General features: G+C 36.2%; 20 protein-coding genes and 1 tRNA gene. 18 read left to right on the top strand and 3 right to left on the bottom strand.

The genetic code is table 11. The features are described from left to right. The first annotated feature begins 226 nt into the window (after positions 1 to 226). Both CIB29_RS05885 and holA read left to right on the top strand, forming a co-directional pair. Positions 227 to 2,593: a DNA internalization-related competence protein ComEC/Rec2 gene (locus tag CIB29_RS05885; RefSeq protein ID WP_094547739.1), complete on the top strand. Its 2,367-nt coding sequence runs from the start codon at positions 227 to 229 to the stop codon at positions 2,591 to 2,593. A 3-nt stretch (positions 2,594 to 2,596) separates the two neighbouring features. Further along, entirely contained in the window at positions 2,597 to 3,610 is a 1,014-nt protein-coding gene (gene holA / locus CIB29_RS05880) for a DNA polymerase III subunit delta (RefSeq protein ID WP_157910221.1), read from the top strand. Positions 3,611 to 3,638: 28 nt separating this feature from the next. Here the strand turns inward: holA and rpsT are convergent, their stop codons facing one another. Beyond that, positions 3,639 to 3,905: a 30S ribosomal protein S20 gene (rpsT, locus tag CIB29_RS05875; RefSeq protein WP_094547735.1), complete on the bottom strand. Its 267-nt coding sequence runs from the start codon at positions 3,903 to 3,905 to the stop codon at positions 3,639 to 3,641. A 143-nt stretch (positions 3,906 to 4,048) separates the two neighbouring features. On the opposite strand from rpsT, the gene gpr reads away from it, so the two are divergent. The 9 genes from gpr (at position 4,049) to dnaJ (ending at position 15,217) form a co-directional block, all read left to right on the top strand. Further along, positions 4,049 to 5,029 carry a GPR endopeptidase gene (gene gpr / locus CIB29_RS05870; protein ID WP_094547733.1) on the top strand — a complete coding sequence of 327 codons (981 nt, stop codon included), beginning with the start codon at positions 4,049 to 4,051 and terminating at the stop codon, positions 5,027 to 5,029. Positions 5,030 to 5,098: 69 nt separating this feature from the next. Beyond that, positions 5,099 to 6,409: a stage II sporulation protein P gene (spoIIP, locus tag CIB29_RS05865; RefSeq protein ID WP_157910220.1), complete on the top strand. Its 1,311-nt coding sequence runs from the start codon at positions 5,099 to 5,101 to the stop codon at positions 6,407 to 6,409. Positions 6,410 to 6,513: 104 nt separating this feature from the next. Beyond that, positions 6,514 to 6,858: a hypothetical protein gene (locus tag CIB29_RS05860; RefSeq protein WP_094547729.1), complete on the top strand. Its 345-nt coding sequence runs from the start codon at positions 6,514 to 6,516 to the stop codon at positions 6,856 to 6,858. Between the two features lie 185 nt (positions 6,859 to 7,043). Continuing rightward, entirely contained in the window at positions 7,044 to 8,852 is a 1,809-nt protein-coding gene (gene lepA, locus CIB29_RS05855) for a translation elongation factor 4 (RefSeq protein WP_094547727.1), read from the top strand. A gap of 182 nt (positions 8,853 to 9,034) precedes the next feature. Further along, the gene (hemW, locus tag CIB29_RS05850) at positions 9,035 to 10,168 is read left to right on the top strand and encodes a radical SAM family heme chaperone HemW (protein ID WP_094547725.1); all 1,134 of its coding nucleotides are present in this window, start codon (positions 9,035 to 9,037) and stop codon (positions 10,166 to 10,168) included. Positions 10,169 to 10,274: 106 nt separating this feature from the next. After that, positions 10,275 to 11,324: a heat-inducible transcriptional repressor HrcA gene (gene hrcA, locus CIB29_RS05845; RefSeq protein WP_094547723.1), complete on the top strand. Its 1,050-nt coding sequence runs from the start codon at positions 10,275 to 10,277 to the stop codon at positions 11,322 to 11,324. A 22-nt stretch (positions 11,325 to 11,346) separates the two neighbouring features. Beyond that, on the top strand, positions 11,347 to 11,940 hold the full coding sequence (gene grpE, locus CIB29_RS05840; protein WP_242965074.1) for a nucleotide exchange factor GrpE: 594 nt from the start codon (positions 11,347 to 11,349) through the stop codon (positions 11,938 to 11,940). A 128-nt stretch (positions 11,941 to 12,068) separates the two neighbouring features. Then, positions 12,069 to 13,916 (top strand): molecular chaperone DnaK, encoded by a 1,848-nt coding sequence (dnaK, locus tag CIB29_RS05835; RefSeq protein ID WP_094547719.1) that lies wholly within the window; start codon positions 12,069 to 12,071, stop codon positions 13,914 to 13,916. A gap of 164 nt (positions 13,917 to 14,080) precedes the next feature. After that, positions 14,081 to 15,217 (top strand): molecular chaperone DnaJ, encoded by a 1,137-nt coding sequence (gene dnaJ / locus CIB29_RS05830; RefSeq protein ID WP_094547717.1) that lies wholly within the window; start codon positions 14,081 to 14,083, stop codon positions 15,215 to 15,217. Positions 15,218 to 15,368: 151 nt separating this feature from the next. Here dnaJ and CIB29_RS05825 read toward each other — a convergent pair whose 3' ends face one another. Next, positions 15,369 to 16,562 (bottom strand): IS4 family transposase, encoded by a 1,194-nt coding sequence (locus CIB29_RS05825; protein ID WP_094545964.1) that lies wholly within the window; start codon positions 16,560 to 16,562, stop codon positions 15,369 to 15,371. A gap of 286 nt (positions 16,563 to 16,848) precedes the next feature. On the opposite strand from CIB29_RS05825, the gene prmA reads away from it, so the two are divergent. From prmA to CIB29_RS05800, 5 genes are all read left to right on the top strand, one after another. Next, positions 16,849 to 17,790, top strand: coding sequence for a 50S ribosomal protein L11 methyltransferase (gene prmA / locus CIB29_RS05820; RefSeq protein WP_094547715.1), 942 nt, complete (start codon positions 16,849 to 16,851; stop codon positions 17,788 to 17,790). 71 nt (positions 17,791 to 17,861) lie between these two features. Then, a complete protein-coding gene (locus CIB29_RS05815) occupies positions 17,862 to 18,602 on the top strand; it encodes a 16S rRNA (uracil(1498)-N(3))-methyltransferase (RefSeq protein ID WP_094547713.1) in 741 nt (246 codons plus the stop codon). Then, positions 18,583 to 18,975 (top strand): response regulator, encoded by a 393-nt coding sequence (locus tag CIB29_RS05810; RefSeq protein ID WP_198543769.1) that lies wholly within the window; start codon positions 18,583 to 18,585, stop codon positions 18,973 to 18,975. The genes CIB29_RS05815 and CIB29_RS05810 overlap by 20 nt, the downstream gene beginning before the upstream one ends. Before the next feature lie 30 nt (positions 18,976 to 19,005). After that, positions 19,006 to 19,383 carry a hypothetical protein gene (locus CIB29_RS05805; protein ID WP_094547709.1) on the top strand — a complete coding sequence of 126 codons (378 nt, stop codon included), beginning with the start codon at positions 19,006 to 19,008 and terminating at the stop codon, positions 19,381 to 19,383. An 87-nt stretch (positions 19,384 to 19,470) separates the two neighbouring features. Further along, positions 19,471 to 19,546, top strand: a tRNA-Ala gene (locus CIB29_RS05800). A 329-nt stretch (positions 19,547 to 19,875) separates the two neighbouring features. Here CIB29_RS05800 and CIB29_RS05795 read toward each other — a convergent pair. Further along, positions 19,876 to 20,832, bottom strand: a complete 957-nt coding sequence (locus tag CIB29_RS05795) for a substrate-binding domain-containing protein (RefSeq protein ID WP_094547707.1) — start codon at positions 20,830 to 20,832, stop codon at positions 19,876 to 19,878. Between the two features lie 655 nt (positions 20,833 to 21,487). Here CIB29_RS05795 and modA point away from each other — a divergent pair. Then, positions 21,488 to 22,354: a molybdate ABC transporter substrate-binding protein gene (gene modA, locus CIB29_RS05790; protein ID WP_242965072.1), complete on the top strand. Its 867-nt coding sequence runs from the start codon at positions 21,488 to 21,490 to the stop codon at positions 22,352 to 22,354. Next, on the top strand, positions 22,355 to 23,026 hold the full coding sequence (gene modB, locus CIB29_RS05785; RefSeq protein WP_094547705.1) for a molybdate ABC transporter permease subunit: 672 nt from the start codon (positions 22,355 to 22,357) through the stop codon (positions 23,024 to 23,026). It abuts the gene before it with no gap. Positions 23,027 to 23,028 lie beyond the last annotated feature (2 nt).

The following is a 23,028-nucleotide window of genomic DNA, read 5'->3' as shown; positions in this document are numbered from 1 at the left end:
TTTGTCTATTAGAATATAGCTTGTGCAAAAAAACTGCGGACAAAGGTGCGCAATTGTGAGACCCGTATTGTGGAGAGGTATTAGAACTTCTGGGCGTATTGTCGGAGAAGCAGGCGCACTGTTTGAGCGAAGCGAGTTTGCGCCTGCCTGACACAAGCCTTGGAAGTTTTTTACCTCGAAACTGTGCGGATGAAACGATGTGCCTTTGTTCTTTTTGAGGGGATTTATGTTGAAAAGACTTCTTTGTTGGGCTGCAGCTTCGTATATTACAGGCGTTTTTTCAGCACAGTATATCAGTATTGAACAGTCAATAGTATTAGTTTTTATTGCGTTACTTATCTGTATTGTTAAAATTATAATTAGCAGAAATACGGTAAATCTTTTTCCTGCAATGCTGTTTGTTTGTATGTTGGCTGTTGGAACAATACAATTTAAAATAGCCAGCAACACCAATTTAAAGCCTATCGCGCAGTTTGTCGATAAACCAGTAACTTTTACATGTCAGGTCATTGAACAGCCCGTTGTAAAAAAAGAAAGAATTGAATATACAGTCAGAATTAGCAGGGTACATTTTAATAACAATTGGTATTCCATTCATACAAAAGTTAAGCTGATTTGTCTTGGTAATAATAAAACGCCAATCTACCAATATGGAGATATTCTACAGGTAAGAAATGAATTGCATATTCCTCCCCAACCTTTTAATGAAGGAGGCTTTAATTATAATTATTATCTAAATGCAAAAGGGATACATGCTGTTTCTTATGCCGCACCATATCAGATTAAAAAAATAGGTGTTCTTATGAGGACTAATATTATAGAAGAATTTGTTTACCGTTCACGGCAATCTATTACTCGAACGGTCAATAAATTTTTGCCTGAAAACGAAGCGGCTTTACTTAAAGGTATTATAATAGGTGATCGTACCGGTTTTTCAGAAAAGATGACAGAAAACTTTTCAAGAAGCGGGCTTTCTCATCTTGTAGCAGTTTCAGGAATGCATGTAGCTATCCTTTTAACAGGAATTACATATTTACTGGGCTTGTTTAATATTAATAAATATTTGAGCAAAGTAATCAGTATAATTTTTATAATACTGTTTATTTTCATAACAGGGTGCACACCTTCGGTATTAAGAGCAAGTATTATGGCTATTATTTTTTTATTATCGTATTTGGTGAATAGGGAAGCTGATGCATATACTTCATTGTTCTTTTCGGCACTGGCGATTTTATTATATAACCCCATCATTTTATTTGATATTGGTTTTCAGTTATCCTTTTGTGCTACATTATCACTGTTTCTATTTTACAAACCTATCTATTCGAAATTGGGTGTACTTCCTAAGTGGATAAGAGAAGTTGCAGCTGCATCAATAGCCGCCCAGATAGGTACAGTAATTATTGTTGCATATCATTTTAACGGTGTTTCACTTATTTCCATTGTCAGCAATCTTATCGTAGTACCCTTTACGTCCATTGTACTCATATCAGGGGTAATATTATATGTTTTAGGTAGTATAAATGCAGTTGCTGGCTATATTATTGCAGGATTCAGTTACGTCCTATTAAAGTTCATCTTGTTTAGTTCAAGCTTGTTTGCAAATCTACCCTTTGCCACGCTTGCAGTCCCCAGTCCGGATCTTTTCTTTGTTATTGCTTATTTACTTATTTTATTTATGCTGTATAATTTATTACAAGGAACAAAAAATATATTTCAATTTAGATCTGTATTTTTTCTATTGATAGTTGTATTTATTTCCTCGGTAGTAGTTCAGTTTTGGCAAAAGAATAACCTGGAAGTTACCTTTGTCAATGTGGGGCAGGGAGATTGTATCTTTTTAAGATGTCCGGGTGGTAAGACGATACTGGTTGATGGTGGAGGCAGCGAAGGTAGAAATGATTATAATGTAGGGGAAAACATCGTTATTCCGTATTTATTAAAAAGAGGAGTCATGAGTATAGATGTGGCTGTTGTTTCCCATTATCACGATGACCATGCGGAAGGAATACTCACCATGCTTGAAAATATGTTAATAAAAACTTTGATGCTGCCTTTACGCGAAGAAGAAAATCAATTAAAAAAGAATTTGGTTGAAAATGCTAATCATCGGCTGGTTCCAATATACTATTTATCCAAAGGTGATAAGCTCAAGATAGATAACAAGGTGGTTGTGGAGGTATTAGGACCTGGGATGAATCAGGTAAAGAATCCGCTATTAAATGAAAATAATAAATCCCTTATTTTGAAATTACAATATGGCAGTGTTTCTTTCCTTTTGACAGGAGATATTGAAAAAGAGGCAGAAGGGTATATTGCAGAATGTGGTGGATTGCTTACTGCGAATGTGCTAAAAGTGCCGCATCATGGTTCGGATACTTCTTCAACGGAAAAATTTTTAAGACAGGTTTCTCCTGAATATGCTGTCATATCTGTAGGAAGAAATAATTTTGGGCATCCATCCAGGCAAGTATTGGAGCGCCTGGAAAATAACAAGATAAGTATATACCGGACAGATATAAATGGCACTGTTACGTTTATAACAGATGGTAAAGTAATAAAGAATATAAAGGTCTTTAAAGAAGGTGAATAAATATTGAGTGTAGATATATTAAAAAAACAATTGAAAGATGGAGTATTTTCAAATATATATCTGTTTTTTGGTGAAGAAGACTTCTTAAAGGAGTATTATTACAACCAGTTGAAAAGTAAAATCGTGGATAAATCTTTTGAGGACTTTAATTTTTGTTTTTATGAAGGGAAAAATATTGATTTACAGCAGGTGCAGGACGGGATTGAATCCCTACCGGTAATGTCAGAATATAAAATGGTGGTCATAAAAGATAGTGGAATTTTTAAATCTCCGAAAGCCCAGGAAAAAGAATTTTGGGAAACCTATCTGAAAGATATGCCATCCTATATTTGCCTTGTGTTCTATGAAAAAGAAATAGACCAGAGAAGTAAGCTGTTTAACCTGGTAAAAAAGCAAGGATTGATTTTGGATTTTAAATATCAAAAGACTGTGGACCTGGTTAACTGGGTAAACCGGGTAATTACTTCATATAAAAAGAAAATTGAAAAAGAAGATATCTATTATTTGCTGGAGCACTGCGATGTCGGAATGACAAGCATTAAAAACGAGATAGATAAGCTGGTGCATTATTGTGGCAACAGGGAGACGATACGCAGGCAGGATATTGAGGCAGTGTGTACTAAGTCGGTAGAGAGCAAAGTTTTTAATATGATTGATGCAATTATGGATAATAACACTCAACTTGCCTTTGAACTTTTAAATGATATGATAACCTTGAAAGAACCGGCCGTAAAAATAATATCCTTATTATCAAAGCATTTTTATGACATATTAAAAGTAAAGCTTTTATTAAAAGAAGGTGCAACCGCTGAAAGTATTGCAAATAGGGTTCACATTCCGCATTTTGCAGTAAAGAAATACATTAAACATGCTCAGAATTTTTCTGTCCAATATCTCCACAGCATGATACAAGAATGTTTGAAAGCGGATAGTGATATAAAAAGCAGTAAGATGAATGAATGGGTAGCTCTCCATATGTTTATGGTAAAATGCGGATCTAACAGAAAAATGGTATAAAAAAACGTACTTACGAAAGTACGTTTTTTTATGCGCTCAATGATTTAAGTTTACGTGAAAGTTGAGATTTTTTTCTGGCTGCGGTATTCTTATGTAGAGTACCCTTTGCAACAGCCTGGTCTATTTTTTTAACAGCCATTTTAAAAGCTGCATTTGCCTTTTCTATATCTCCTTCAACAACTGAATTCTCAAATTTCTTGATATAAGTCTTTAAAGCAGATTTAATCATTTGGTTTCTTAAAGTTTTCACTTTAATAACCTTAACTCTTTTCATAGCTGATTTAATATTAGGCAATATACTCACCTCCAGTACTCTAAATTCACAAAGCTTATTTTAACATGAAAGTATAAAAAAAGCAAGGACTATTTAAGTATAAAAAATGAATCATTAGCAAAATTTAATAATGATTTATTATATGAATATTGGAGGCAGTTGACATGTATAGTATTCGAACAGATCTTGCTTTGGAAGCTAGGGAGATGTATAAGCAAAATGCTCAACAGGAGTCAGAGGTTCCTGGTGTAGAGGTAGTAACTGAAGGCAGCAAAGATATTTCGGTAACAAGAGTGAAGATTACATCTTTAGACGGTGTGGAAGCCATGGGCAAACCAATGGGCAACTACATTACCATTGAGGTACCGAGATTAAGAGAAAATGATCCTGATTTACATGAAGAAGTATGTAAGGTATTTGCAAAAGAGTTATTTAACATAGTAAAAATTGATAAAAAAGCTACGGTACTGGTAGTAGGGTTGGGGAACTGGAATGTTACTCCTGACGCTTTGGGCCCGAAAGTTGTTTCAAGTTTAATGGTTACCCGGCACCTGCTTGAGTATATCCCGGAGCAGGTAGATGAGGGGGTGCGCCCGGTCTGTGCGATTGCACCCGGGGTATTAGGTCTTACAGGAATAGAAACAGGAGAAATCATTAGAGGTATCGTAGATAGAGTAAAGCCGGATTTGGTGATTGCCATTGACGCTCTTGCTTCCCGGAGAATGGATAGAATTAGTACTACCATTCAGATTGCTGATACCGGAATTAACCCGGGTTCAGGGGTAGGAAATAAGAGAATGGGATTAACAATACAGACGCTGGGAGTACCGGTTATAGCGATAGGTGTTCCTACAGTAGTAGATGCTGCAACTATGGCGAATGATACGATTGACCTTATGATTGACTCCATGTTAAAGCAGGTAGAACAAGGATCAGCTTTTTATGAGATGCTAAAAAATATGGATAAGAATGAAAAATTCACCCTTATTCAAGAGATCCTTTCACCTTATATCGGAAATTTAATGGTAACACCAAAAGAAGTAGATACAATCATTGAAGATGTGTCCAAAGTAATTGCCAATGGCATAAACATTGCACTTCATGAGGGAATAGGACTTGAAGATGTGAACAGATACGTACATTAAATTTATTCATAAACCCCCCTGTTTTTGAATATCATTAATTGAATGGGTGTACAAAAGCGGGGGAAAAATATGATAAGGATAAGAACAGTAAATAAAACAAGATTGACAGTTACTATAATATTAACGATAATTGCATTCTATTTGTTTTCAAACGCATTGATCATCACCAATAAAATTAATTTTTATATAAATAAGCAGTTGGTTCTAAAAGAAATAAAATCCTCAAAGTTAGTAGAGGGAGACTTTCTGAAATCGCATATTAATAACGTATTGCCTATTATTAAAGTAACCTGTGACAAAGAAAAAAGCATTATTACTGATGATAGAGATATAAGATGGTTTACAGAGTTTGTTACAGGCTTTGACATTAAAAATCCTATAACCATTATCAGTGGTCAAATTTTAATGATGAAGAAACATGAACCCCAGATTATTGCTGCGGCATTTACCAGTAATGAGAGCTCTTTTTTTAATTTGCCATCGAAAAAAGAAGTACTTGAACCGGCGCAAGCACCTAATCCTAAAGAAAAGAATGATGACATTCCATCCACGGCAGATACTTCTGACAGTGAGGACAAGGGAGAAGAAGAAGGAAGGAATATTACTGATGTAAATATCAGTTCTCCTGATAAAAAGGGATATGAATTTTCAGATGGTATATATGTAAAGAATGAAGCAAATCAAAAAATTGATATTTCGGAATTGTTGAAAGAAGATTTAAAAATGAAAATATCGGGCAAGGGTCCGCATGTACTGATTATACATACACACACCTCAGAAGCATTTACTCCAACAAAACAAAATAACTATACTCCAAGCGATCCTGACCGGACAGAGAATTCCAGGTATAATATTGTAAGGGTGGGCGAAGAAATAGCTAAAAATCTTAAAGCTGCCGGTATATCGGTAATTCATGATAAAACGGTCCATGATTATCCTTCCTATAACGGTTCTTATAGAAAGGCACTGGAAACGATAGAGTCTCAACTGAAGAAAAATCCTTCAATAAAGATTGTGTTGGATATTCATAGAGATGCATTAATTTTCCCGGATGGTAAAAAACTGAAAGTAACGGCTGAGGTTGAGAAACAAAAAGTTGCGCAGGTGATGTTGGTAGTAGGGACAGACCAGGGAGGATTAAAACATCCTAATTGGAAAGAAAATCTTAAGTTTGCATTAAGATTACAGGACAAATTTCAAAAACTATATCCTGGATTAGCAAGGCCGATTAACTTAGCACCATACAGGTATAACCAGCATACAACAACAGGTTCTATCATTATAGAAGTCGGAAGCAATGGTAATACTTTAGAGGAGGCACTTGCCAGCAGCAAATATATAGCTAAAACTGTTGCTGAAGTGATTAGAGAAATCAAGTGACTTAATTTTGGGTAATAAATTCCTGTGTTACCATAACTACTATTGTATTACATATGCCATAAAGGGAAAAATATGACCAAGGACAAATTTTTGGAGGTGCACATATGAACAGGCTGGAATTGTACAGGCGGAGAAGACGGAATAAACGCTTGTTGTTTCTTGCAATTCTTGCTAGCCTTGCAATATTAGTTGTTGGATTAGTAACAGTTGACCATGCTGTTAATTCAATGTTGGGAGTAGAGGATGAATTAAAAATCGTCAGTTTGGTAAAAACAGCTGATTCAATATATATATTAAATTTTATGAATTATCCAATGGAGGTTAATCTTAGCTATTTAAAAAAAGATTTTAAAAGTTTATCCATATGGGTTGATAATTCTTACAAAAGAGTTGAAAAATTCGTGTCAGGATTAAATGATTGTACAAAGGCAGTCACAAACACTCAATAGGTGCTATAATGCACCTTTTTTGTTGTTTAACAGCTTTTTAATTTAATTTTTAAAGCTGTGGTAATTAAGGTTGTTACTGACAAAAATAATGCTGATATGCTATAATATTGCATTGAAATATATTTTCGGATATACTGGACTAAATTGAGATTTTTGTTATCGTTTAAAGGAGGAATTTTCTACTCATGGCTGATAATAGACAAGATAAAATCAGAAATTTTTCAATTATAGCTCATATAGATCATGGTAAATCAACTTTAGCGGATAGATTGCTTGAGAGGACCGGGGTTCTTACTGAAAGAGAAATGGAAGAACAGGTACTGGACAACATGGAACTGGAAAGGGAAAGAGGAATCACTATCAAGGCTCGTGCAGTTAGATTAGTATACAAAGCTCAGGATGGAGAAGAGTATATACTCAATCTGATTGATACACCGGGGCATGTGGATTTTAATTATGAGGTTTCAAGAAGTTTGGCCGCCTGTGAAGGAGCAATTTTAGTAGTAGATGCCGCGCAGGGAATAGAAGCCCAGACGCTGGCCAATACTTATCTGGCATTGGACCATGACCTGGAAATTGTCCCTGTAATCAATAAGATTGATTTGCCCAGTGCCCGTCCTGACTTTGTAAAAAAGGAGATAGAGGATATCATAGGGATTGTTGCAGAGGATGCTCCTTTGATTTCAGCCAAGCAAGGTATAGGAATCGATGATGTTCTGGAACAAATCGTAAAAAAAATCCCGGCACCGCGGGGAGCGGAAGACGCGCCTTTAAGGGCACTAATCTTTGATTCCTATTATGACAGCTATAAAGGGGTCATCGCATATGTAAGGATAAAAGAAGGCCGTATATCCCCGGGAACAAAGATAAGGATGATGGCTACCGGTAAAGAGTTTGAGGTGACGGAGGTAGGTTATCTTAAGCCAAATGGATTGCATAATTCTAACGAGCTTTTAGCAGGAGAGGTAGGATTTATTGCAGCCAGTATTAAAAACGTAAAAGATACAAGAGTGGGAGATACCATAACCACAGTACAAAATCCTGCCGCTGAACCTTTGCCTGGATATAAAAAGGTTAATTCCATGGTGTTTTGCGGAATTTATCCGGCAGATGGAGCAAGGTATGATGATTTGCGGGATGCCCTTGAAAAACTCCAATTAAACGATGCTTCCCTCACTTTTGAAGCTGAGACATCTATAGCGTTGGGATTTGGTTTCCGGTGTGGGTTCCTGGGACTTTTGCATATGGAGATTATCCAGGAACGGTTAGAGAGGGAGTACAACCTCGACCTTGTCACTACGGCGCCCAGTGTAATCTATAAAGTAATTAAGAAAAATGGAGAAATAATTAATGTAGATAATCCTACCAACCTTCCTCCTCCAACTGAAATTGATTATATGGAAGAGCCCATAGTAAAAGCCTCTATTATGGTACCTACTGAATATGTAGGTAATATTATGGAATTATGCCAGGAACGCCGGGGAATTTATAAAGATATGAGTTATATTGACGAGGGCAGGGCCGTACTAACCTATGAGCTTCCGTTAAATGAGATTATCTATGACTTTTTTGATGCTTTAAAATCCAGGACAAAAGGTTATGCTTCTTTTGATTATGAATTGCTGGGATATAAAAAATCTGACCTTGTAAAATTGGATATACTGTTAAATGGTGAGGTAGTAGACGCATTATCTTTTATTGTGCACAGTGAAAAAGCATACACCAGGGGCAGAAGAATTGCGGAAAAACTAAAGGAATCCATCCCAAGGCAGCTTTTCGAAATACCTATACAGGCTGCTATAGGCAATAAAGTAATTGCACGGGAAACGGTAAAAGCATTGCGTAAAGATGTGCTGGCAAAATGTTATGGCGGGGATATCACCAGGAAGAAGAAACTGCTGGAAAAGCAAAAGGAAGGAAAGAAGAGAATGAGGCAGGTAGGTACGGTTGAAGTCCCTCAGGAAGCATTTATGTCAGTATTAAAGTTAGACTAAGATATTATATATGGTTCACAGTTCACAGTTAACAGTTAACAGTTAACAGTTAACAGTAATAAACGATTTAATAGCTTTTGCTGTGAACCGTGAACTGTGAACTTATTGACTTTATCTGCCATGTAAAATCATTATCAGTAAATATATAGATATAGAATTTGACTAATGTCGTGGGAAAAATTATGAAAAGATTAGGATTATATATTCATATCCCTTTTTGTATTCAAAAATGTTATTATTGTGATTTTAATTCCTATTCAGGACTTGAATATGTAAAAGGCGATTATGTAGATTGTCTTATCAAAGAAATGTATCTTTATAAAGATAAGCTGGATAATATTATAGTAGATACCGTTTATATAGGCGGAGGTACTCCTACATGCCTGGAAGAAACACAATTGGAAAATATATTAAGGAATTGCTTTGATACGTTTAAAATTAATGCTAATTGTGAAGTGTCTATAGAGTCCAACCCCGGAACCCTTTCCAGGAAAAAGTTAAGGGTATTGAAACAGTGCGGTGTAAACCGTTTAAGTATAGGTTTGCAGTCGTGGGATGATATGCAATTAAAAGCACTTGGGCGGATACATTCCAAAAATCAGTTTTTAGAGAATTATTATACTGCCAGGCAGGAGGGATTTCATAACATTAATATCGATTTAATGTTTTCCTTGCCTGGACAGGACCTGGAGCAATGGCAAGTTACCCTGAATAATGTAATACAATTAGGCCCGGAGCATGTTTCCTGTTATGCGCTTAAAATAGAAGAGGGTACAAAATTTTATGATGATTATCACAATAACAGGCTTCACCTACCCGATGAAGAAACAGACCGGAGTATGTATGATAAAGCAGTACAGATGTTAACTCATCACAGCTATAATCATTATGAAATATCAAACTTTGCAAAAAAGGGTTTCGAATGCAGGCATAACTTGATATACTGGAAAGCTAAAGAATATATAGGCATAGGTGCCGGTGCACACTCTTACCTCAATGGAGAGCGATATTCTAACATAAATTCTCCGCAGGAATATATTAAACAGACAGGACAAAATAATTTTCCTATAGCGGAAAAAATACAATTAAACATTGAAGATAAGATGTCTGAATACATGTTTCTTGGTCTTCGATTATTAGAGGGGATTAGTGCACAAGAATTTTTGGAACGGTTCAATATAGACTTGAATTCTGTATTTGGAAACCAGTTAAATAAATTTGTCCGATTAGGCTTAGTGGAACAGCAAGGCGACAAATACAGGTTGACCAGGCGGGGATTAGATGTGTCCAATCAAATTTTTGTAGAATTTATTTAGGATGAAAATAAAAAATACTCTTGACAAAGGAAAACACAAGTGATATTTTAAAAATAGATTTTAGCACTCATTGCATTAGAGTGCTAACAAAGTTGAGGTGATTATAGTGGAATTAGGAGAAAGAAAAAGAAAAATACTTCAAGCAATTATCGATGACTACATTAGTACTGCTGAACCGGTTGGATCTCGTACTATTGCAAAAAAGCATGAGTTAGGTCTTAGTTCTGCTACAATCCGCAATGAGATGGCAGACCTTGAGGAGATGGGATATCTTGAGCAACCGCATACCTCAGCAGGTAGAGTACCTTCTGATTTAGGATATAGATTATATGTAGACCAGCTTATGAAAAAATATCAACTTACAGTGTCTGAAATTCAAAAAATTCAACATGCTATGGAATTAAAGATCCAGGAACTGAACCAGGTTATTCAGCAGGCATCTTATGTAATTTCCAAGCTTACTCAGTATACCACTGTTGTCTCAACACCTCAGATGAAAAGAAGTTCAATTAAGCATTTACAGCTTATACCAATAGATTCTTTTAGTGCATTGCTGGTTATCATTACGAATACCGGAGTTGTTAAGAATCAGACTATTAAGATTTCAAATGGGGTTGGTGTTGATTTTTTAAATAAGCTTACTGCTATTTTAAATGATAAATTAGCAGGTTTAACGATAGAGCAAATTAATTTGCAAAAAATTCAGGAAATTAGAAAAGAGATGCGTTCTAATGAAGAGATGCTCATGCCCATTCTGGATCATATTTCTGATACCATTGCAGCTATAGATCGTTCTGATATATATCTGGGAGGCACTACCAATATTTTTAATTTCCCAGAATATAATGATATTGAAAAAGCAAAGGAATTCTTCAGTTTTATTGAGCAAAAGAAAAATCTGCATAAACTTCTTAGCAGCACTTATAACGGCAATAAAATAAATATCATGATAGGCAGGGAAAATGAATTTTCGGAAATGAAGGAATGCAGCCTGGTCACATCTACTTATTCCATAGGTGACAAGGTTGTGGGCGTGATTGGCATTATAGGTCCTACCAGGATGGAATATGCCAAAACAATTTCTTCATTAGAATATTTAACTGAGAATTTTAATCGTATCCTAATGAAATTATTCTATGAAGGCAAGTCTGACTAAAAATAGCAAAGGATGGGGAATAATGAATAAAAAGACAGCAGATGTTGAAAATCAAAACTTAGAGAGCACAGAGGAAAATATGAATGAAGAAGAGGTGGATAAAGCTGAAAATACTGAAACATGTGAAAAGACAGCCTCTCAAGAAAATGAAGACATCGAGGCATTAAAAGCTCAACTTGAAGATCAGACAAAAAAAAGTGAAGAGTATTTTGGTATATTGCAGCGCACTATGGCTGAGTTCGATAACTATAAGAAAAGAACGGTAAAGGAAAAAGAAAACATCTATAGTGATGCTGTAGGTGATACGATTTCTCAACTGCTTCCTGTTTTAGACAACCTGGAAAGGGCTGTTAATTCTTGTAAAGAAGGTGTGGATTCTGCCAAGCTTCTAGAAGGGGTAGAAATGGTATTAAAGCAGTTTAATGACTCCCTTTCGAAGCTAGGGGTAGAAGAAATTAAGGCAAAAGGCGAAATTTTTAACCCTGAACTTCATAATGCGGTTATGCATATAGAGGATGAGTCAGTTGGTGAAAATATCATTGTCGAGGAGTTTCAAAAGGGCTACAAGATAAAAGATAAGGTTATTCGCCATAGTATGGTCAAGGTGGCAAATTAAAACAGTTCACAGTTCACGGTTCATGGTTCGCAGGTGGTTGCTTTTGGGCTTCTGTGAACCGCGAACGCTAAATAAACATTAAAGAATATTTTTGATTCTAATAATTTTACTTTAGGAGGTAAATAGACATGGGAAAAATAATAGGTATTGACTTAGGAACAACCAACTCTTGTGTTGCAGTTATGGAAGGTGGAGAACCTGTAGTTATTCCAAATGCCGAAGGTGCAAGAACAACTCCCTCTGTTGTAGCATTTACAAAATCTGGAGAAAGATTGGTAGGTCAGGTAGCAAAGAGACAGGCAATTACAAACCCTGATAGAACTATTATATCAATTAAAAGGGATATGGGTACCGATAGAAGAGTACAAATTGATGATAAAAAATATACGCCTCAGGAAATTTCTGCAATGATTTTGCAGAAGTTAAAAGCAGATGCGGAAAGCTACTTAGGTGAGCCTGTAACCCAGGCTGTTATTACCGTTCCTGCTTATTTTAGTGACTCTCAAAGGCAGGCAACAAAAGATGCTGGTAAAATTGCGGGTCTGGAAGTATTAAGAATTATCAACGAGCCTACTGCAGCGGCGTTGGCTTACGGATTAGATAAGGACCATGACCAGAAGATAATGGTTTATGACCTTGGTGGAGGTACTTTTGACGTATCTATACTGGAAATAGGAGATGGCGTTTTTGAAGTTCTGGCAACCAGCGGTAACAACCGTCTGGGAGGAGACGATTTCGACCAAAGAATAATAGATTATCTTGCTGAAGAGTTTAAAAAAGAACATGGTATAGATTTAAGAAATGACAAAATGGCCCTTCAAAGATTGAAGGAAGCGGCAGAAAAAGCTAAAATTGAGCTTTCCGGTGTTACAACTTCCAACATCAACCTGCCGTTTATCACTGCAGATGCCAGCGGACCAAAACACCTGGATATTACCTTAACAAGGGCGAAATTTAATGAACTGACTGCTGACCTTGTAGAGAAAACGATGGAACCTACAAGAAGAGCACTTCAAGATGCAGGCTTGTCTCCTGATAAAATTGACAAAGTGTTATTGGTAGGAGGTTCTACAAGAATTCCTGCTGTACAGGATGCGGTTAAAAGATTGATCAATAAAGAACCACATAAAGGAATTAATCCTGATGAATGTGTTGCAATAGGTGCAGCTATCCAGGCAGGTGTACTGGGCGGGGAAGTTAAAGACCTATTGCTGCTGGATGTAACTCCGCTTTCATTAGGTATTGAAACGCTTGGAGGAGTATTTACAAAATTAATTGAAAGAAATACAACTATTCCTACTAAGAAGAGCCAGATCTTCTCCACTGCTGCCGATGGTCAGACAAGTGTAGAAATCCACGTTCTACAGGGAGAAAGAGAAATGGCGGCGTATAATAAAACGTTAGGTAGATTCCACCTTACCGGAATTCCGCCGGCACCAAGAGGAGTACCTCAAATCGAAGTTACTTTTGATATTGATGCGAATGGTATTGTTCATGTATCAGCTAAGGATTTAGGGACCGGTAATGAACAGAAGATTACCATTACCGCAAGTACTAACCTGAGTGATGAAGAAATTGAAAAAGCGGTAAAAGAAGCAGAAAAATATGCTGCAGAAGATAAGAAGAGAAAAGAAGAGGTTGATATTAGAAATAATGCCGATTCTATCGTATATCAAACTGAAAAGACTTTAAAGGATTTAGGGGACAAGATAGGCGAGGCAGAAAAATCTCAAATACAGGCTGAAGTTGATAAAGTAAAAGAAGCATTAAAAGGAACGGACACTGAGAAAATAAAGAAAGCAACCGAAGCCTTAACTCAAAAATTCTACGAAATTTCTGCAAAGCTATACCAACAGCATGGCGGACCTCAGCAGGGGGCAGGCTTTAATCCGGGAGCTCAAGGCCAAGCTCACCAGGGACCTAATGGCGAAAATGTTTACGATGCAGATTATAAAGTTGTGGATGACGATAAATAATAAAACAGCTACTTAAATTCTTTGCTTGTTAAATTATGCAGGGCTGAAGCCATTCATTGGCTTTAGTCCTTTTGATTGCCTAGATAACATTATGGTATAATAACGTAGAGCTGATAATGGGTGATAGTTGTTGTTTTATAGTGATTTTTTGAAAGGTGGTAAAAATGGCTGAAAAAAGGGATTATTATGAGGTTTTGGGTGTAAGTAGAGGTGCATCTGACGATGAGATAAAAAAAGCATATAGAAAACTGGCAAAAAAATACCATCCCGATGTAAATCCTGGAAATAAGGAAGCAGAAGCAAAATTTAAAGAAGTCAATGAAGCTTATGAAGTTTTAAGTGATTCGCAAAAGAGGGCTAGATATGACCAGTTCGGCCATGCGGGAACCGATCCAAATGGTTTTGGAGGTGGCGGATTCGGTGGAGGCTTTGGCGATTTTGATTTGGGCGATATTTTTGAAAGCTTTTTTGGCGGGACCGGGTTTGGAACTTCTGCCAGAAGAAATGGCCCCCAGAAGGGTAGAGACATAAAGAGCAGCCTGGAAATATCTTTTGAGGAAGCAGCTTTTGGCGTGGAGAAAGAAATTAATATATTCAGGATGGAAAATTGCGACGTGTGCCATGGAACCGGAGCCAAGCCGGGAACAAGTCCAATAACTTGTTCCGTATGCAAGGGGACCGGTCAGGTACAATATAAACAGCGGACACCTTTTGGACAGTTTGTAAATGTAAGAACTTGTGATCACTGTAATGGCGAGGGGAAAATTATTTCAAACCCATGTACCGTGTGCCATGGGAAAGGTGCAATTCGTAAATCAAGAAAAATAAAGGTGAATATTCCTGCGGGGATAGATGACGGACAGACTATTTCTTTAAGGGGAGAGGGAGACCCAGGAGTAAAAGGCGGCCCTTCAGGAGATTTGTATATTTCCATAAAGGTAAGGCCACATCCTCTATTCCAACGTCAGGGTACGGATGTAATATGTGAGATTCCTATCACTTTTGTTCAAGCCGCTCTGGGGGCGGAATTAGAAGTACCAACCTTAGACGGAAAAGTAAAATATTCTATTCCTGAAGCTACCCAATCAGGTACGATATTTAGATTAAAGGGCAAAGGAATTCCTCACATCAGAGGTTATGGACGGGGAGACCAGTACGTGAAAGTGCTTGTAGAAGTACCAAAAAATCTCAGTGAAAAACAAAAAGAACTTCTAAGACAATTTGCTGAACTCGAAAGCGAAGACACCCATGAACAAAGAAAAGGCTTTTTTGAGAAGATGAAGGGCGTGTTGGGAATATAATTATAAGAATTCAGTATTGTTGCAAATAAAAGTTTAGCAAAAATCAATAGTAATAATTTACAGGTATAACCTGCACCCATAAGAAAATTATGGTTAACGTTAGAGAAAAGGGGAGTGACCACCTAAGCCTAACAATATTAAATTTAAAAACTTAATATGACGAAACCTTACCAAACATACACTGGATGTAGAAATCAACGTACTCTCTCTTCCAATTAAACCGCTTTCGTTTGCGACCTGGAGGTTTTACAGTGGATAGAGACTTTTTAAGGTAGGCAATGGTATTCCACAGTCCGCCTGCAATGAGTCTTACCATCTCCAAGAAGTTATGATTGGTACCCACCAGAATATGCATGAGTTTTAACAAGCAAAACAGAATCAATGCCGTGTAAATCTGGTTTAAGACTGCATTAAAACTGGTACCATAAAACTTCTTGATTTTAAGATGCTGCTTTATCCACTTAAAGAATAGCTCTATCTGCCATCTTAGACGGTAGATTTCAGCTATTTCCTCACCTGTAAGGTCAAAGCGGTTTGTGGCTATATAAAAGGGCTCACCTGTAGAAGAGTCGATTACTTCCACAACTCTCAAGGAGTGCTGCATCTTTGTATAAAAGCCACCGAGAATTACTTCTTTATCAGATAGTACAGGGCCTCCCTGGGATATTGAGTTTATACTAACTAACTCCATTACAGCATTCTTTTTAAGCCTTGTGATAAAGAATATATCCTCCTTGCAGTACCTGTCAAACTCTTTGTAGTCTAAATAGCCGCGGTCAAATATATATGTGATGTTGGGTTTGGTAATAAGGGAATCCATCTTCTCTTTGTCATGTATAATACCCTCTGTCACTATAATCTGATCCGGGTAACCTAAAAGAACATCGTACAGGGTATGCACCTTGACTGCAGCTTTAGTTTCCCGATAGTCAGCCCAGGGAAAGAGAGAGATACAAAGCCTTATTATAGTAGCGTCCAGTATCTTTAGCGTGCCCCAGCTACCAGGTATGATACGTATACCGTGATGCTTTTTAAGTTTAGCAAGAACAGCTTCAAATATCCTTCTAAAAACATCCGGATCACGGTCGCTGTTTTTGCGGGATAGCTGTGAAAAACTTATTGTGCCAGTATATTTCTGGAGTTTCTGGTCAGCCATAATACCTGTAACAATATCCCTAAGGCTGTCTTTCTGGACCAAGTGTGCATACATCATAGTATTCAGTTGCCGAAGAACAGTAAATTTCTTGGTTCCGTGGTCTGCATCGGTTTCGTCAACGGCTTTTTCCAGTAAGTTCATTGGTAAAAAGCCTTTTAAAGTTTCAAAAACTGTAGTACAATCATTCATGTTTGTTAACTCCTTCGTTAATAGAATGTGGTTGGTTGGGTACTACCACTAATATTAACAAGGAGTTTTCATTTTACCAACAGGTATTTATTACCGTTGATTTTTGCTAAAAAATTTTATGCAACAATACTGATAAGAATTGAGAATTGAGAATTAGAATTGTATATTTTGTTGGCAATTAGAAACAGTATAAAGTATGTTGTGTTTGAGATGTTAGAATTCGAGAAACGTAATTGTCAATTCTCAATTATCAATTGTTAATTCATTTAAATGGGGGCGTTATGACTTGAAGTGGATAGAAGTAAAAGTTACAACTACACCCGAAGCAAGTGAAGCAGTAGCAGGGTTGATGTATGACATGGGTGTAGGAGGTCTGTATATTGAAGACCCTAGAGATCTAATGGAAAACAACAGGCAGCCAACTGATTGGGATTATATGGATGAAACGTTAAAAAATGTTGATCCAAATCAAGTGACTATTAGGGCATATTTATCAGAAGAAACTAACTATCATGAGAAATTGGCATTATTAAGTGAAAAGTTAAAAAATACTGCTAGGTATTTTGATGTTGGAAAGGGTACAATAGAACTCTCCGAAGTTTTTGAAAAAGACTGGGCCAATAACTGGAAAAAGTATTATAAACCTGTAAAAATCGGTAATAAAGTGGTAATCAAGCCTACCTGGGAAGAATATAAACAGCAAGATGTGAAGGATATTATCATTGAAATGAATCCCGGAATGGCTTTTGGAACGGGAACACATGAAACTACGAAAATGTGTATACAAATACTAGAAAAATATGTTAATATAGATATGGACATATTGGATGTCGGCTGTGGAAGTGGGATCCTGGGAATTACGGCTTTAAAATTGGGAGCGAAGTCATGTACCGCTGTGGACATTGATGAGAATGCAATAAAAGTTACGAAAGAAAATGCAAAACTCAATGGAGTAAGTGAAAAAATAGTAGTAAAGAATGGAAATCTATTAGATGTTGTATCAGGAAAGTTTGATATTATTGTTGCAAATATTATAGCTGATGCAATTATATCACTATCTGATATTGTTATTCCGTACTTAAAAGAGGGTGGAGTATTTATTGCTTCCGGTATTATCAGAGATAGATATGAAGAAGTAAAGAGCAGTTTATTGAATAATGGTTTTGTCCTAAACCAAGAATTATCTATGGGTGAATGGACAGCCGTAGCAGTAACGTATGACAAATAGTACAATAGCCTGTTCTTAGGGTTATTATTTGAATTAAAGGCTTGTTATGCAGAATTAAGAGTGGTGATTGTATGCCTAAATTTTTTGTTGAACCTGAAAAGATTAAAGGTAATAATATTTTTATTCATGGCGAAGATGTAAATCATATAACAAAAGTATTGAGATTGGACCAAAATGATATTATAATTATTTGTGATGGAAATGGAAAAGATTATACAGCACGCATTGAAGAAGTAGGCAAAAAGGAAATTAAAACAAAAATTCTGGATAGTTCTGATTCTATTAGTGAACCGCCTGTTTATGTTACGCTATATCAGGGGATTCCTAAAGCGGGCAAAATGGAATACATCATTCAAAAAACGACCGAGCTAGGGATTGGTAAAATTGTACCTGTTATTACTCGGAGGACGGTTGTTAAAATTGAAGATAAAAAGAGTGAACAGAATAAAGTTGAACGATGGCAAAAAATAGCCTATGAAGCTGCAAAGCAAAGTAATAGAGGGAAAGTTCCTCACATTGCTTATCCAATTAATTTTGAAGAAGCTATCAAACAGATGTCAACCATGGATATAAAATTAATGCCTTATGAAAAAGAATATTCTAATTCTTTAAAAAATATATTAAAAGTTTGTACCGAGGGACAAAATATTGGAATTTTTATTGGTCCTGAAGGTGGATTTGATGATGATGAAGTTAGAAAATCTCAAGAGGCAAATTTAAACATAGTAAGTTTAGGACCAAGAATATTGCGAACCGAGACTGCTGGGGCAGCTGTCTTGGCAATATTGATGTATGAACTGGGAGGCATGTGACTTGAATGAGGTAAGGTTTGTAATCGTTGATGATGCAATTTTTATGAGAACACTTCTTAAAAGAATGATAGAGGAAGAAGAGAATTATAAAGTGGTAGGCGAAGCTAGAAACGGCTATGAAGCAATTCAACAAGCTAAAAAACATAACCCTGATATTATAACGATGGATATTACTATGCCGGATATGGATGGGATAACAGCCGTTAAAGAAATACTTGCAGTTTGTCCCGGTGTAAAGATTATCATGGTATCAGCAATGGGACAGCAATCCATAGTTATTGATGCTATAAAGAGTGGTGCCAGGGACTTTATTGTAAAGCCATTTGAAAAGTCTAGAGTATTACAAGCAATAAAAAATGTATTGTCCCTTTAGATTCATGAGACAGATAAAGGAGAGGTTTCAGTGAAAAAAAGAGAAAAAGATGCAATTATTAATAGGCTATTGTTTGTGACTGCATTTTCAATTCTAGCATCTATCGTATTATGGTTCATTTTTAACGGATATATGCATACCAGCTATATATTAGCAATGCCCAAGATCATGATAGCAATTTGTATTATTGGTGTTGTTGTGACTGCTGTGCTTGGCTGGAAGATTTATACCAATAGAAGTTTACTTAATAATCTTTTACCCTATATTATATTTTCCTTAATAGTCTCTTTAAGTAGTATTGCCATTTATTTTTATGTAATTTATGCAATATATGTTTTATGGATACTTATCGCGGCATATTTAGTTGTAACTTTTGCATACAACCTTTATAAGATAAATGCAAAATAATTTTTTATATTTTTTATTCTGTGTACTAAAAAAATTAACGGGGTATTGAAAAAAAGTTTGTTTTATGGTAATATATTTATTGTGTTTGGGGATATAGCGCAGTTGGGAGCGCACAACACTGGCAGTGTTGGGGTCAGGGGTTCGAATCCCCTTATCTCCACCATGCAGCCAAACAAAGGGACAGGTGATGTGTTTGACAACACTTTAAGATTTATATGATAGATTAAATCCGGGTGATTTTAAATCAAACGCGTTACCTGTCCCTTTGTTTGTTATGTCCCTTTGTTTGTTAGATGTACTGGTTGCATGGATTGTAGTTAAGCTGAATATAACGTTAATATATTATTCCATGAGGAAAAGAGCCTGATACGCATTCTAGGCTCTTTTTTTAAACCGATTGCACTTTGGCTTTTTATTGGCATTACTGTTGCGAAATTTTACAAGAACCACTATGGCTACAAAGGCAAACAATGTTTTAGTATATAATTCTGACTATGTTTCTGCAACGATTTTACCGATTTCTGTTAGGTCATACCCACCTATTCCTTCCAGTTCCATCTTGAACTCTTGGGAACGGAGTATTTCGACGACAGCATCAAAAGGGGGGGTTCCCATGTCCTCCTTTTTTATTACCAGCTCATATCTTTCGGTTTGAAGAGGAATAAAATCAATATCTTTTACTTGCAATGCCGACTTCTCGTTTCCAATCCCGATATCTGCACCTCCTCGGGCAACGATGCTGGCAATAGCAAGATGAGATGTACTTTGGCGTTCATACCCTTTGATATTATTGGATGGAATTCCAAGCTTTCTCAAGTGCTCGTCTAACAAGATTCTTGTTCCACTTCCTTTTTCACGGTTAATAATGGTTATATCCTTTCTTTGCAGATCTTCCCAACCTTTTATTCCTTTGGGATTACCCTTGGCAACATAAAAACCTTGCAGTCGGCAAGCGAGATGGATGATTACTGCAGGAACTCCCGGAAGCATTCTTCTGACAAAAGGAACATTGTATTGTCCCGTGTCTCCATCCCATAAATGGACAGCAGCTATTTGAACATTGCCATGGTATAACGCATAAAGGCCATTATAGCTTCCTATATAGGATCGTAATGCCTGTACACCGTTAGGATGAAACTGGAGATATCGAGATAAAATATCCAGCATGATATCCTGACCGCATATTACAAAACCGCTGGTTCGAGTCGGCTCTTCACAGAATAAGAAGTTTACCCTTGGCTTATCGTGAGTCGTGTCCGATGAACGATTGCTTTTAATGCTTTTTGTTTTATTTTTATATTCATCAACATCTTTTGCGTCTATTCTTAGCTTTTTGCCAACTTTGTATGCATTCAATTCGCCTCGTTTAATGAGTTCATAAACCGTATTTTTTGCAATTTTCAATCTATCTGCTACTTCTTGAGGTGTTAATGCTGAACTATCATTCATAATCATTCTCCTCTCGTTATACATAAACTGATATAAATAGATACAATATTATATAAAATTGTATTACAATATATTACGTGGTGTTCGTACATATATTATATACTTTAAGAATGATAAAAGCAAATAATTTAATGAAGAGGGAATTATATATGCAAGTAACAATGTATATTCGTGCCGATTTAATATTTAAAGATGATAACTAAAACGCAAGTTAACCAAAAAAGCAAAGGTATGCCAATGTTGAAAGTTTATTAATTAAAAATTATGAAAGTTTTTGATTTTTTTTATTCATATTCTATTGACTTTCCACTTTAAATTGTATATAATAAAACATAACAAAACAGAACAAAACGTTACAACTTAATAAAAAATGTCATGTAAAACTTTGTTATGTTCAGATGAAGTCTGGACAGTATGCATAAAGAAACCTCAATGATGAGATTATAGCATTCCTTGTAATGGGTGTCATGATTTCATCATTTTTTTATATGAAATTTTAGAATTTTAAATTTTCGGGAGGGCTTACAATGAGAAACGTAAAAAAGATTTTACTATTAACTTTCGTAATTGCCTTATAAAGTAAATACCCATACTTTCAATGTCGTGTATTTTGTAATATAGCGACACGATAATAAATTATAAGGAGTGGTCAATTATGTTAAGAAAGTCTATTGTTTCAATTTTTGCTTGCTTGTTTTCTTTATCTGTATTATTTAGTGGGTGTGGTTCGTCAGCGACTACCTCTACAAAAAATACTGACTCAACGAAAAATCAAACAAGTACGATGCAGCCTGAAAAAAGTACAAACAACACAACACAAGATAACAAAACAGAACTCACGATTGCTGCTGCTGCCGATTTAGTAATCGCATTTAAAGAAATTGGAGACCTTTATGAAAAAAATACAGGCGATAAATTAAAGTTGATATTTTCATCGTCTGGGACTGCGAGAGAACAGATTGAAAACGGTGCACCTTATGACGTATATGCTTCTGCAAACATTAAGTTCGTGGACGATTTAATAGAGAAAGATAAAATAATTGCTGATACTAAAGAATTATACGCGATCGGCCGTGTTGGTGTAGCGACAAAGGTTGGAAGCCCTCTACAAGTCAAAGAAGTTAGTGATTTGTTAAAGACGGATTTTAAAAAAATTGCAATGGCGAATCCAGAACATGCACCTTACGGTTTGGCTGCAAAACAGGCTCTGGAATCATTGGGCTTATGGGAAAAGTTAAAGGATAAAATGGTCTATGGCAAGGATATTCAGGATACATTAACATTGATAAAATCAGGTAACGTTGAGGCTGGATTTATTTCATTATCGGTTGTCAATAAAGATGAAGTAAATTTTCTACTTATTGACGATAAGATGCATCAACCGCTAAAACAGGCTATGGCTGTTGTAAAAGGAACGAAACTGGAGAAAGAAGCCCGGAATTTTATTAAATTTGTTAATGGAGAGCAGGGAAGGGAAATCATGAAAAAATATGGTTTTGTTCTACCTGGAGAGATAAAGTAGATGAGTAATGTTAATCTCTTTCCGTTGTTTTTATCGTTTCGTGTAGCGGTTACAGCAACCTGTATCAGCATCCTATTCGGTTTGCCAATAGCATATTTTTTAAGCCGTAAGCAAGGAAAAATATCGGACTTTTTTGATACATTGACGAATTTACCTGTTGTATTGCCACCAACGGTACTAGGCTATTATTTGCTGGTGCTGCTTGGTCGGCAGTCCTGGGTCGGTAAATTTCTCGAAGAGCAGTTTGATATTATGATAGTGTTTACACCTACGGGGGCAATTATTGCATCTACAGTTGTGTCCATACCGTATTTGATAAAAGCTTCCAAAACCGCTTTGTCGGAAATAAACGAAGACTTTTTGAATGCCGCAAGACTATTGGGAAGAAACGAACTGAACATATTTTTAACCATTATGATACCGATTGCCTGGCGAGGGATTATTTCAGGAATTACTATGTCTTTTGTCAGGGCTTTGGGGGATTTTGGTACAACACTGATGGTAGCCGGAAGTATTCCCGATAAAACCTTAACAATGCCGATTGCTATTTACGATGCATTACAGGCAGGAAACAAGGATATGGCAAATCTGCTAGTAATCGTTATGACAAGTGTTTCTATCGTTGTCTTATATATTGTCAATCGACTGGAAAAGAAAATGAAGAAGGGGTGATG

The sequence above is a fragment of the Petroclostridium xylanilyticum genome (assembly GCF_002252565.1).
Classification (GTDB): Bacteria; Bacillota; Clostridia; order SK-Y3; family SK-Y3; genus Petroclostridium; species Petroclostridium xylanilyticum.
The sequence above is the reverse complement of the archived record's forward strand: the minus strand, read 5'-3'. Positions and strand labels throughout refer to the sequence as shown.